Here is an 11,713-nt window from a genome sequence, read left to right as displayed (position 1 = left end):
GCCCCGTGATGGCTTATTACACGGCTTGTCGTACCATATCCGGTTGCAGCGACTTCGGTTGTCGCCACCACTCATACAAATCCTGAATTCCGTATCTGAGTTCCACCGTCGAGGTCCAGCCAAGCGCGTTTAGCCGCGAGCAGTCGAGCAGCTTTCTCGGAGCGCCATCAGGCTTGCTGGTGTCGAAAACGATCTGCCCGTCATAGCCGACGATGCCTGCAATCAGATGGGCGAGATTGCGGATGGATATCTCCCGTCCCGAGCCGATATTGAGCAGCGGGAAATGCGCCGATGATTTCATCAGGAAACAGCAGGCATCCGCCAGATCGTCCACATGGAGAAATTCACGCAGAGGACTGCCTGTGCCCCATAGAACAACCTTGTTCTGACCGCTGATTTTCGCTTCATGCATTCTCCTGATCATCGCAGGAATGACGTGTGAGCTTTGCGGATCGAAATTGTCGTTCAGGCCGTAGATGTTGGTCGGCATGACGGAGACGCAATTCAGGCCGTACTGACTGGCATAAAACTGGGAAAGCTTGAGCGACGCGATCTTGGCAATCGCGTAGGCCTCGTTGGTGGGCTCCAGCGGACCTGTTAGAAGGGCATTTTCCGTGATCGGTTGTGCTGCGAATTTCGGATAGATGCAGCTCGATCCCATCCAGAGAAGCTTTTCGACACCGATATCGGCAGCCGATTTCATGATGTTCATCGAAATGAGGGTGTTGGTGTAAAGAAAGTCAGCCGGATAGGCTGCATTTGCTGCGATGCCTCCGACCTTGGCGGCAGCGACAAAAATAACCTCCGGCCTTGCCGCCGCCATCCATTGCTCAGTCTCATATTGTCGGGTCAGGTCAAGCTCGCTGCGCGAGACTGTGAGGATTTTGCAATTCTCGCGTTGCAGCCGTCGCACAAGTGCCGAGCCGACCATTCCCGTGTGGCCGGCAACCCAGACGCGCTTGCCCTTTAAGCTGAACGCGATGTCTTTCGATTTATGCGACGAATTCATTTCTTCCCTCTTCCAGCATCACGAGGCGAAGATCCGCTTCGACCATTTCATGAACGAGGTCGCTAAAGGACGTTGAATGGCTCCAGTTTAGTTTTCTGCGTGCCTTGCTGGAGTCACCGAGAAGAAAATCCACTTCTGCCGGACGAAAATATCTCGGATCGATTTCGATGATCGTATTTCCGGTTTTGGCATCGTATCCCACTTCGTCACGGCCATCGCCGTGCCACTCGATGCTCCTGCCAACCACGCCGAAAGCAAGCTCGACGAATTCCCGCACCGTATGTGCCTCGCCGGTCGCGAGCACGTAGTCCTCGGGTATTTCCTGCTGCACGATGCGCCACATGCCTTCGACATAATCGCGCGCATGTCCCCAGTCTCTCTTTGCGTCGAGATTGCCAAGACGCAGTTTGCCCATGAGACCGCGTTCGATGGCCGCAACGCCGCGCGTGATTTTCCGCGTGACGAATGTCTCCCCGCGAATGGGGCTCTCATGGTTGAAAAGAATGCCGTTCGATGCGTGAAAGCCGTAACTTTCCCGGTAATTGACCGTCATCCAGTAGGCGTAGAGCTTTGCCGCAGCATAGGGGCTTCTCGGATAGAACGGCGTACCCTCGTGCTGGGCAACAGTACCCATCCCCCCGAACAGCTCCGATGTGGACGCCTGGTAAAACCGGCACCGGTCGCCCAAGTTCAAAATGCGCATGGCTTCCAGCAGTCTCAGCGTACCAAGCGCATCCGCATTTGCCGTATATTCCGGCGTCTCGAAGCTGACCTGGACATGGCTCTGGGCGCCAAGATTATAAATCTCGTCGGGCTGGACCTCTTGAATGACCCGGCACAGGTTCGTGGCATCCGTCAGGTCACCGAAGTGCAGACGAAAGCGAAGGTCTTCCTCGAAGGGATCTTGATAAAGATGATCGATCCGGCCGGTATTGAAGGAGGAAGACCGCCTCTTCAGGCCGTGAACGATATATCCCTTGGCAAGCAGCAATTCACTCAGATAAGCTCCGTCCTGCCCGGTTACGCCGATGATCAAGGCTCTCTTGTCTACCATCCACCACATCTCCCAGCGGTTCAGGCCCCGGCTGGCGCCTCCATAGAAGGTATAACGAGGCCCTGCGGGTCGGCAGCATACCAAAAGGGAGAGGACGGCAGGTCAGAACTGGCCGATTCACCGTCCACCACGTCGACATCTGCCTTTAAGAGGAGGCAGGGTGAGTATCCCCACTCCCGCCTTAAGCCTTTTGGTCGAGTTGCAGGTCGCGCGCACCGTGCCAGACTTCGGAAATACAACGCCGGGTCGCGCACGATCTTTACGACGGCAGTGAGCGCGAGACGACATCATCTAAGATTCATGGAGGCGGATTGGATGGGTACGTTCGCGACGACTTATGAAAAAACGCAGAACTTCAACTGGTTGACGCGCTTTCTGCATGCGGGCCGCTATCGAAAGCTGCTTGAGGTCCTCGAAACAGTGCAGAAGGATGTCGGTAATCGGAAGGTCAGAATACTGGATATCGGCTGCGGGCCTGGAACTGCGGTCGGACATATTCTGGAGAAATTCGACGTTGACTATGTGGGCATCGACTACGATCCGACCTTCATCGAGGCCGCGCGCAATCGTTACAGCAAATTTGAAAACTGTCGTTTCATCGTCGGCGACGCCACCGACGAGCGCCTTTACGAAACGATCGAGGCCGACATCGTCATCGCGCTGGAAACGCTCGAACATATCCACCTCAACCGCACCGTCCGTGTCATCGAGCATGTCTGCGCGATCGTTCGCCCCCGGATTTTCCTGGTGACGGTGCCGGTCGAAGTCGGGCCAGCCGTATGGATCAAGAACTGGGGGGCGGCCCTCATGGGCTACAACCGGCAATCCGGCAACCTGAAAGAGACTTTTTGGGCAGGGTTATACCGGCTGGACCGGGTGCCCGCGCACCATACCTCCCATCAGGGCTTCGATTGGCGATGTCTGGCGCAGCTTATCCGCGTCAACGCGCCCTTGCGCGAAATCCGCAGCCTGCCGTTTTCTTTCGTTCCACGCCTGCTCAGCCCGAACGTCGCGCTGATCGCCGAGCCGGTGAAATCGACAATCGATCTGGCAAATGACGACCCCGACGCATGGAAGATCAACCATGGCCAGACGGCCTGGAACCGCCCGCAAATTGTCGGCGATGCCGATGTTGCGCGCCACGCCAAATCATCGAAAACATGGTCTATGCGCCTCAAAGGATTGCTGGGCATGACCCTCGCCGCAATGCCATTCGCCTGGCATCGCTGGTCTTACATTTCCATATCGCCGGGCGAACTGCACTCACCGCATTTCCTGCTGACGATCGACAAACACCTGCTACGGCCTGACCAGCCCTTTGAAGGCGACTTCATCATCCTTGCGGGGCAAGCCGTTGTTCAACGTATTTCCGAGGCCAGCTATCTGCTGATCTAGCGCATTTCCAGTAAAACTGCGTAGCGGGGCCATCAAATGTACCCGTCACCGCCGCTTGACTATGCGCCGAAGCATAGACCCCTTTCTGGCCTTGCGCGGGATAAGCTCGATATCACTGACAAGCTTTGCGCCACCTTCGCGGCGCTCCAGTGTGATCTTGCGGCTATGAAATGCCTCCAGCTCGGCACGATGCGCCACGCTAATAATTGTGGCATCCGGTAGTTCGTCGATCACTGTCTGCATCATCTTGTCCTGACTTTTCTCATCCAGAGCGGCCGTCGCTTCGTCCATGACGATGATATCGGGGGCGTTGAGCAGCAGGCGTGCGAAGGTTAGCCGTTGTTTTTCACCGCCTGACAATGTCTGGTCCCAGGGCGCCTCGTCTTCGATCTTGTCCTTGAGTTGGCCAAGACCGACCTTGTCGAGAGCGACGCCGATCTCTTCCGCCGTCCAGCTTTCCGCCGGTTGAGGATAAGAGACCGCGCGGCGCAGCGTGCCGGCTGGAATGTATGGCCGCTGCGGCAACATGAACAGCTGACTGCCGGCGCGGAAATTCACGCTGCCACCGCCCCACGGCCAGAGGCCGGAAATGGCACGCACCAGCGTACTTTTGCCCGAGCCGGATTCCCCTGATACCAATACGCGCTCGCCCGCGCCGATTTCCACATCCGTCTCTTTGACGACGGCGGTCCCATCGCCCAGGGACACGGAAACATCCTTGAGGCTGAGCATGGTCTCGCCTTCGGTTTCACCGCGCACGATGCGGCCGAGCGTGTCGCTTTTTTCGGCCCGTTCAAGGCCATCGAGCGACATCATCAGCGAAGCGACGCGTCGTGCGCAGGCGTTCCAGTCTGCCAGGCGCGGATAGTTATCGACCAGCCAGCCAAATGCGGACTGGACGATGGTGAAGGCGGAAGCCGCTTGCATGACCTCGCCGAGCGACATGCTGCCATCGAGAAACTTGGGCGCACAGAGCAGAAGCGGTACGACGGGCGCAATCAACATCGAACCATTCGATACAACCGTGGTGCGCATATATTGCTGCGCCAGAAGACGCCACTGCCCCCGCACATTGGCGAACCTCTTGTCGAGATCACTCCGCTCCTCTTCTTCACCGCCAAGCAGGGCGATGCTCTCACCATTTTCCCTGACGCGCGTGAGCGTGTAGCGGAATTCCGCTTCGACCTGGTTCTTGACTTCGGAAACCTTGACGAAGTTTCGGGCAATGAAGGCTATGGAACTGGAGGTGATGATCGCATAGATGACGGCTGCAACCACGAGGAAGCCGGGCACCGTGATCCAGACACCGCCGATCGACAGCGTTAGCGCCCCGCCAATCGTCCACAAAACAACGATGAAGGTGGAAGCAGACACAAAGGCAGCGATGACACCCGAGACAAAATCGACGGGCGCCTCGGTGGCGATCCGCATATCCTCCGAGAGCCTCGCCTCCGGATTTTGGTGGTCGCCATCAATCAGGTTGAGCTGATAATAGCGACCGTTCGCAATCCATCTTCCCACCAGCGCCTTTGTCAGCCAGGAACGCCAGCGCCGCTGAATACGCATCCTGACATATACCTGTGAGGTGACGATGAACACGCTGCCCAAAACGATGGGCGGAAAGATGGATGCGAAAAAATAGACCGTCGAAGCGTCGCGTTTCTCGATTGCGTCAAAAATTCCGCGATTCCAGACGTTGATGCCATATTGGAAGGCGACATTGATGCCGATCATGGCCAAAAGCCCGAGCGAGAACGGCCATGCCAACCCATCGCCGCGGCGGCTCCAGAAACCTCGCGCGCTGATCCAGAAGCGCTTCAGCAGATATTTCCTGCGCGCTTCCTCCGCTTCCTCGGGCGTCAAGCCCGAAGCAGGTTCCATCTCCTCTGGCGGGAGAGGATCATCGGTATCAGGAGCATCCTTGACGGATGCGGTTTCGGTACCAGTTTCGTCGGCACCAACGACCGGTTTCGGTCTTGATTCATTGTCGATCATGGTCGCTTAACGAAGGATGACGTGAAAGGTTTCACGGCTTTGTGATGGGTCGTGAAATTTTCTTTTGCAGTTACGCAAGGCCGCTGAGAAGGTTCCAAAACGTCAACTTCGTGCTCGCTGCCGAGACGCTGTAATGATGGCGGCGGGCGTTATGCTGACGTGATCGAGACGCTCCTTCCACGACACATCGCCAAGGGGATCAGACATAGCCCGCGGCACAACCGATCATGACGATGATCGGCAGTATGTTAACTTCCCGTTTTGACGAGATGCCCTAAAATAAGCAGACTCTGATATTGGACCCGCCGCGCCCGGTTGTCATGGCTTGCGGCAAGCAGACGGCGCCATCATGCGACTTAGCACCATCACGAACCTGGCCTATGCCGTGACCCTCGTACTCACAACGGTGTCGGCGACCACATTCATTCTGTCAGCCAGAAGTGCTTCTCAAGAACGAGTGGCCATCCAGGATCACCTCCAGTTGAATGATCTTGCCGAGGAACTGGCACTCATTGCGGATGAGCGCACCGAAGAGGCGCGTCTCTACGTCATGCGGGGCGACGAGCAGCATCTGGCGAAATTCTACGTCGACGAAGATCAGGAAAAGCACCTCGAAAACACGCTGGACAAACTCTCCGCGCTCGGTGTTTCGCCGGAAGAGGCAGGATCATTTCAGGAGATACGCAAGAGCGCTGACGCGCTGGACAAGATGGAGCGTGAGGCCATCAGCCTCTATCGATCCGGCCGCCAGAACGACGCACAGCAGATCCTGTTTGGCGATGAGCATTATCGGCTGCATACGGGCCTCATGAACACGGTCGCGACCTTGAGAGAAGGTATCGCGGTCCGCTCACAGGCAACGGTTGACCAGGCCAAAAGCCGGAGCGATTTCTATGGATCGATCGCCAAGGCGATGCTTGCACTCACCGCCCTGATGTTTGTGGCCGTGCTTTATTTCGTCCTTACCAGACGTGTTGCCGCGCCGCTTATCCGGATGAGCAATATCGTTACGCGCCTTGCCAGACAGGACTACAGTATCGATGTGCCCGACGAGGGACGTCGTGACGAAATTGGAGACATGAACCAGGCCATCCGCATCTTCCGCAGCAACGGGCTTGAGCGGGACCGGCTCGACGCGGAGCACCGCAAGAACCAGCGCATAAAGGACCTGATCCTGCAAATGATGCATCGGATTCAGGCATGTCAGAATCAGGATGAATTGTCCGACGTCGTTTCAAAATTCATGCCGCAGATTTTCCCAACCATTGCCGGCCGCCTGCTTGTCATCAAGGAGCACAGTTCGGTTCTCCAATCGACGGGGCAATGGTCCAATCCTTCGTTTTCCGAGCCGGAGTTTTCGATCGACGATTGCTGGGCGCTCCGGCGCGGGCGTCCCCATGCCAGTAACCCTGATGGCGACGACGTCGCCTGCCATCATATCAAGGGGAATATCGGAACCGGCCTGTGTATACCGCTCACGGCATTGGGTGACACCGTCGGCCTGCTGTATCTTGAAATTCCGCAGGGTAACGAGACGCTGGAGACGGAGCGACTCTATCTGGAACTCCTCGCCGAGAATGTCGGCCTTGCCGTCGCAAATCTCCAGCTTCGGCAACGACTGGTCGGCATGGCAAAACAGGACGCCCTGACCGGTCTCCTCAACCGCCGGTCTCTTGATGAGGAGCTGAACAGGCATATTGGGAAGCCAACCCAAAACCTCGCCTGCCTGATGCTCGACATAGACCATTTCAAGCGCTTCAACGACCGCTTTGGCCATGACGCCGGAGATGCGGTGATGCAATATGTCGCCCAGGTCCTTTCGGAAGCCATCGGTGGTCTAGGAGAACTGTTCCGTTTCGGCGGCGAGGAATTCACCGTGCTCATGCCGGCTGCGGGCATTGAAGATGCCATCAGGCTTGCGGAGAAACTACGGTACGCCGTCGAGCGCGCACCTTTCACCTACCGCGGTCGCCTGCTTGACCCCATCACCATATCGATCGGCATTGCAACGTCACCGGGTGCGGGGACCGTGAGCAGCGTGTTGGAACGCGCGGACGCTGCGCTTCTAAACGCCAAGCAGACAGGCCGGAACAGGTGGGTGTCATCAGACGAACTGTAAATGGAAGAGCCTCCAACCCGTCAGGATGGAGGCTCTTGTCTAGTATACGAAACCGATCATTTCCGGTAGGCAAGCCCACCCCAAATCCGGCCTTCATCCCGATGTCGGCCACCATGAACGGCACCGATATATGCCGCAGCAGATGACACAATGGCAGAAGCCGCCAGCAGGAATGCCGTCAGGATCCCTGCAACTCGCGCCTTTTCAGCTGCATCAGCGGCCTTTGTCTTGGCGTCGTCCAGTGCCTTCTGAGCCTGAGCCTTCAAGTCATCGATCTGCTTTTGAGCTTCGTCGACCTTCTTCTGTGCTTCTGCACGCACGGCCTGCACACGTTCAACCGTCTGGTTCACCCGTGCCTGCGCATCGGTCTGGCTGATGCCGGTGCGAGCCGCGATCTGATTGGTGAGCCAGGTTTTGTCTGCATCGGAAATCTCGCCGGTTGCCAGCAGGTTACCGAGAAGGCCGCTGATCTGACGCTGGAAATCGCCAGCGCCTTGTTCACCCTGCGGCTGGGTCGTCTGCGTGTCCGTTCGCAACAGGGTGTCGGTGAAGTAGTCGATCGGATTGGTCTTCAGGCCCTGCGGAAGCATCTGCTCGATGCTGGGCGCCGCTGCCTGACCCGCACCTTGCGCGATGCCGCCCGCCGCACTGCCGACCCCCGAAATCAGCCCACCGGCGACCTGACCGGCGCCTTGGACTGCACCACCCACGGCCGAACCGGTTGCTTCAATGGCGGTTTGCGCCACGCTTCCCACGGCTTTTGCACCGCCGGACAGCACGCCCAGGGCCAGAAACGCGGAGACGACCGTTCCAATTCCCCAGACCACCAGACCATTGAGGCCATCACGAACAGTCAGTTCGTTTCGATCTGCCTGCCCGGCAGGACGGCGCATCCGGCCGGTGATGTAACCGCCCAGCATGTAAGAGCCGACCATGGAAATGATAACGAACAGGGCGGTTATGATCAGCCAGATTGTGCTGACTTCGCCATCGTCTAACGAGATTGAACTCAGCCCCAATCCACCGGCAAATGCGGTGAGGACCGCCATGGCGCCTGATGCAATAAATGCGCCAGCAAAAATCGCAGGCCAATCGACATAGCTGCGATTGGTTTCAGTACCGATTGAATCAACCATCAGCGCAACCCCAGGAATGAGAGAATGAACAAGACGATTACGACGAGCCCGACTAGATAAATGATAGAGTTCATACGGTATCTCCTCCGAAAGGACGACGAGTCCTCCGCGTAGCGGTTGATTATATTCTGGTGACAGGTGCGAGCTGATTGCTCTGCAGATCAAACTCGCAGCGACTGAAAAAGTTTCACGACCGGTAAACCCGGATAAGAAAAACCCCGCCGAAGCGGGGTCTTGTGGCTACCAGCTTTGACGACCATACCAGTCGTCAACGTCCTTCCTGGTCCGGTCCTTTTCGTAACCGTAACGCTCCTGGAGCTTGCCTTCGAGCTGCTCGCGCTTGCCGTTGATGACGTCAAGATCGTCGTCGGTGAGTTTGCCCCACTGCTCCTTGACCTTACCCTTCATCTGCTTCCAGTTGCCTTCGACACGATTCCAATCCATTTGGGCCTCCCTTTGCTTTGTGTTTGCCTCGTGTAAATGCCCGCACATCGCTGAGGTTCCGAAATGGATCGCCGGCGGGACGTTTCAATCGTGGATACGTGAACAGGTATTTGGTTTGGGTGCGAAGGCCGGAGCTCACCTGGGGCGAGCAGCATTGGAAACAGCTTGGGTCCCCGTTCAGCCCGGGTTAATGACACACGCGTCAACATCTCCGGAATGGAACTGCAAGCGTGATTTCACGTTAACGCTAGCTTTTTGGGAGATAAAACAATGAAGCTTTTGAGCGCCGCAATCTGCCTGGTCTCTGTGGGCATTCTGAGTGGATGCGTGGATGACGGTGGATACCGGACGGGCGGATATTACTCGAGCGGCGTCTATTACCGATCTTATGACCGCGATCGCCAATACCGTGACTATGACCGCCGTCAATGGCGTCAGCACAGGGAGTGGCGTGACCGCGGCGACGGGCGCGGCGATTACCGTTACCGGCCCCGTCCCGCCTATGGTGTAGAGGTGCGATGAACGGGCTGCCGCAGAGGAGTGGCGCTTGTGCGTCGTTGCCTTATGCGGCAACCCGTCGTCTTAACCGCTCTTCGGCGACCCCGGCAGCATTCAAACAGGATGTTGCTGGACGCTGAGGCCGCCGTCGATAGTCAGGCATGTCGCGTTCATGAAAGGGCATTCATCGGAGATCATGAAGACGGCTGCCATTGCGATTTCGTCCGGAGTGGCAATACGACCTCCAGGATGGAGCTTCATGGTTTCCGCCTCCGCCGCCACGGGATCGGGGAAGCTGTTCCAATAATCGATGACCTTCCGGGTCGCGACATATCCGGGCGCCAGCGCATTCACCCGTATATTTCTGGACGCATATTCGATGCCAAGCGACTTGGTCATGCCCATAAGCGCATGCTTTGCCAGCGGATAGGGAAACGTATGCGGGATAATCGTGAACGCATGCGTCGAGGCGATGTTCAGCACCACGCCACCGCCCGCTTTTATCATGCCCGGAAGCGTCGCCCTGCAACAATACCACGCCCCCTTGAGATTGATATCGAAGCAGCGCTGCCATTCCTCGTCGCTGGTTTCCAGCGGCTCGGCAAACACGTTGACCCCGGCATTGTTGACGAGTGCGTTGATCCGACCGATCTCGCCTGCCGCTTTTTCTACAGCCGCTTCAATCGCGTTCGCATCCGTAATGTCCGCCGCCATCCAGCCGAGCTTGCCCCCGCCATCTTGAAGTGCGCGCGCCTCGCGTTCGAGCAGATCGGCGTCGCGATCAATCAGGAACAAGGCGGCGTTTTCACGAAGAAATGCCTTGGCAAGAGCAAGGCCGATACCCTGAGCCGCGCCTGTTATGAAGATGCGTTTGCCGGAAAGCCTTCCAACCATGCTGTTCACCCCACTCACCACTCGGCAAAGCTGCCATCGGCATGACGCCAGATCGGGTTGCGCCAGCGGTGACCCTGCCTGGCGCGCTCGATGACATAGGCCTCGTCTATTTCAATACCAAGGCCCGGCCCCTGCGGGATAGAGACGAAGCCATCCGCATACTGGAACACATCCTTGTTGGAGATGTAATCCAGAATATCGTTGCTCTTGTTGTAATGAATGCCGAGGCTCTGCTCCTGGATGAACGCGTTATAGGATACGGCGTCCACCTGCAGGCAGGCGGCGAGTGCAATCGGCCCCAGCGGGCAATGCGGCGCGAGCGCCACGTCATAGGCCTCCGCCATGGCCGCGATCTTGCGGCATTCGGTAATGCCGCCGGCATGCGACAGGTCCGGCTGGATGATATCGACGTAACCGCCTTCGAAGACGGATTTGAAGTCCCAGCGTGAATAAAGCCTCTCACCCAGCGCAATCGGCGTCGAGGTATGGTTGGCGATCTCTTTCAGCGCTTCCTTGTTTTCGGAAAGAACCGGCTCTTCGATGAACATCAGCTTGTAAGGCTCAAGTTCCTTGGCGAGCACCTTGGCCATCGGCTTGTGAACGCGACCGTGGAAATCGACGCCGATGCCGATATGCGGACCGACTGCTTCACGGATAATGGCAATGGTCTCGACAGCCTTCTCGACCTTTTCGTTGGTATCGACGATCTGCATCTCTTCGCAGCCGTTCAACTTGATGGCCTTGAAACCGCGCGCCACGACATCTCTGGCATTTTGCGCGACGTCCGAGGGCCGGTCGCCGCCGATCCAGGAATAGACCTTGATACGGTCGCGAAGCTGGCCTCCGAGAAGCGAGTGAACCGGCTGGCCGAGCGCTTTGCCCTTGATATCCCACAACGCCTGATCGATACCGGCGAGCGCGGACATGTGCACGGCGCCACCACGATAGAAGCCGCCACGATAAAGCACCGTCCAGTGATCCTCGATGAGGAACGGATCTTTGCCGATCAGATAATCCGCCATTTCCTGCACCGCCGCCTCGACCGTCAGCGCGCGGCCTTCGACGACGGGTTCGCCCCACCCCACGATACCTTCGTCCGTTTCGATCTTGAGGAAAAGCCAGCGTGGCGGGACGATGTAGGTGGTCAGCCTGGTAATTTTCATGAGATC

General features: G+C 57.4%; 10 protein-coding genes. 3 read left to right on the top strand and 7 right to left on the bottom strand.

Features of this window, described 5'->3' with window-relative positions; all coding sequences use genetic code 11:
- Positions 1-16: 16 nt before the first annotated feature.
- Both DXT96_RS20170 and gmd read right to left on the bottom strand, forming a co-directional pair.
- Entirely contained in the window at positions 17-1,009 is a 993-nt protein-coding gene (locus DXT96_RS20170; RefSeq protein ID WP_153516146.1) for a GDP-L-fucose synthase, read from the bottom strand.
- Positions 993-2,063 carry a GDP-mannose 4,6-dehydratase gene (gene gmd, locus DXT96_RS20165; protein WP_153516145.1) on the bottom strand — a complete coding sequence of 357 codons (1,071 nt, stop codon included), beginning with the start codon at positions 2,061-2,063 and terminating at the stop codon, positions 993-995. The genes DXT96_RS20170 and gmd overlap by 17 nt, the downstream gene beginning before the upstream one ends.
- Before the next feature lie 315 nt (positions 2,064-2,378).
- On the opposite strand from gmd, the gene DXT96_RS20160 reads away from it, so the two are divergent.
- The gene (locus DXT96_RS20160; protein ID WP_153516144.1) at positions 2,379-3,458 is read left to right on the top strand and encodes a class I SAM-dependent methyltransferase; all 1,080 of its coding nucleotides are present in this window, start codon (positions 2,379-2,381) and stop codon (positions 3,456-3,458) included.
- Between the two features lie 45 nt (positions 3,459-3,503).
- On the opposite strand, the gene DXT96_RS20155 is transcribed toward DXT96_RS20160, so the two are convergent.
- Entirely contained in the window at positions 3,504-5,453 is a 1,950-nt protein-coding gene (locus DXT96_RS20155; RefSeq protein WP_153516143.1) for an ABC transporter ATP-binding protein/permease, read from the bottom strand.
- A 349-nt stretch (positions 5,454-5,802) separates the two neighbouring features.
- Here DXT96_RS20155 and DXT96_RS20150 point away from each other — a divergent pair, with 349 nt between their 5' ends.
- Positions 5,803-7,572: a diguanylate cyclase gene (locus tag DXT96_RS20150; RefSeq protein ID WP_153516142.1), complete on the top strand. Its 1,770-nt coding sequence runs from the start codon at positions 5,803-5,805 to the stop codon at positions 7,570-7,572.
- A 56-nt stretch (positions 7,573-7,628) separates the two neighbouring features.
- Here DXT96_RS20150 and DXT96_RS20145 read toward each other — a convergent pair whose 3' ends face one another.
- Complete coding sequence (locus DXT96_RS20145; RefSeq protein WP_149901088.1) at positions 7,629-8,708, bottom strand: hypothetical protein; 1,080 nt, start codon at positions 8,706-8,708, stop codon at positions 7,629-7,631.
- 240 nt (positions 8,709-8,948) lie between these two features.
- Positions 8,949-9,152, bottom strand: coding sequence for a CsbD family protein (locus DXT96_RS20140; RefSeq protein ID WP_153516141.1), 204 nt, complete (start codon positions 9,150-9,152; stop codon positions 8,949-8,951).
- A gap of 270 nt (positions 9,153-9,422) precedes the next feature.
- On the opposite strand from DXT96_RS20140, the gene DXT96_RS20135 reads away from it, so the two are divergent.
- On the top strand, positions 9,423-9,674 hold the full coding sequence (locus DXT96_RS20135) for a hypothetical protein (RefSeq protein WP_153516140.1): 252 nt from the start codon (positions 9,423-9,425) through the stop codon (positions 9,672-9,674).
- 90 nt (positions 9,675-9,764) lie between these two features.
- Here DXT96_RS20135 and DXT96_RS20130 read toward each other — a convergent pair whose 3' ends face one another.
- On the bottom strand, positions 9,765-10,544 hold the full coding sequence (locus DXT96_RS20130) for an SDR family oxidoreductase (RefSeq protein ID WP_153516139.1): 780 nt from the start codon (positions 10,542-10,544) through the stop codon (positions 9,765-9,767).
- A 14-nt stretch (positions 10,545-10,558) separates the two neighbouring features.
- Positions 10,559-11,707, bottom strand: coding sequence for a galactonate dehydratase (dgoD, locus tag DXT96_RS20125; protein ID WP_153516138.1), 1,149 nt, complete (start codon positions 11,705-11,707; stop codon positions 10,559-10,561).
- Positions 11,708-11,713: the final 6 nt, after the last annotated feature.

This window comes from Agrobacterium sp. ICMP 6402 (assembly GCF_009498615.1).
GTDB classification, from domain to species: domain Bacteria; phylum Pseudomonadota; class Alphaproteobacteria; order Rhizobiales; family Rhizobiaceae; genus Agrobacterium; species Agrobacterium burrii.
The sequence above is the reverse complement of the archived record's forward strand: the minus strand, read 5'-3'. Positions and strand labels throughout refer to the sequence as shown.

What these genes read in the sequence shown, in the direction of transcription:
- DXT96_RS20170 (WP_153516146.1), bottom strand. Translation starts at nt 1,009, where the DNA reads ATGAATTCGTCGCATAAATCGAAAGACATCGCGTTCAGCTTAAAGGGC.
- gmd (WP_153516145.1), bottom strand. Translation starts at nt 2,063, where the DNA reads ATGGTAGACAAGAGAGCCTTGATCATCGGCGTAACCGGGCAGGACGGA.
- DXT96_RS20160 (WP_153516144.1), top strand. Translation starts at nt 2,379, where the DNA reads ATGGGTACGTTCGCGACGACTTATGAAAAAACGCAGAACTTCAACTGG.
- DXT96_RS20155 (WP_153516143.1), bottom strand. Translation starts at nt 5,453, where the DNA reads ATGATCGACAATGAATCAAGACCGAAACCGGTCGTTGGTGCCGACGAA.
- DXT96_RS20150 (WP_153516142.1), top strand. Translation starts at nt 5,803, where the DNA reads ATGCGACTTAGCACCATCACGAACCTGGCCTATGCCGTGACCCTCGTA.
- DXT96_RS20145 (WP_149901088.1), bottom strand. Translation starts at nt 8,708, where the DNA reads ATGGTTGATTCAATCGGTACTGAAACCAATCGCAGCTATGTCGATTGG.
- DXT96_RS20140 (WP_153516141.1), bottom strand. Translation starts at nt 9,152, where the DNA reads ATGGATTGGAATCGTGTCGAAGGCAACTGGAAGCAGATGAAGGGTAAG.
- DXT96_RS20135 (WP_153516140.1), top strand. Translation starts at nt 9,423, where the DNA reads ATGAAGCTTTTGAGCGCCGCAATCTGCCTGGTCTCTGTGGGCATTCTG.
- DXT96_RS20130 (WP_153516139.1), bottom strand. Translation starts at nt 10,544, where the DNA reads ATGGTTGGAAGGCTTTCCGGCAAACGCATCTTCATAACAGGCGCGGCT.
- dgoD (WP_153516138.1), bottom strand. Translation starts at nt 11,707, where the DNA reads ATGAAAATTACCAGGCTGACCACCTACATCGTCCCGCCACGCTGGCTT.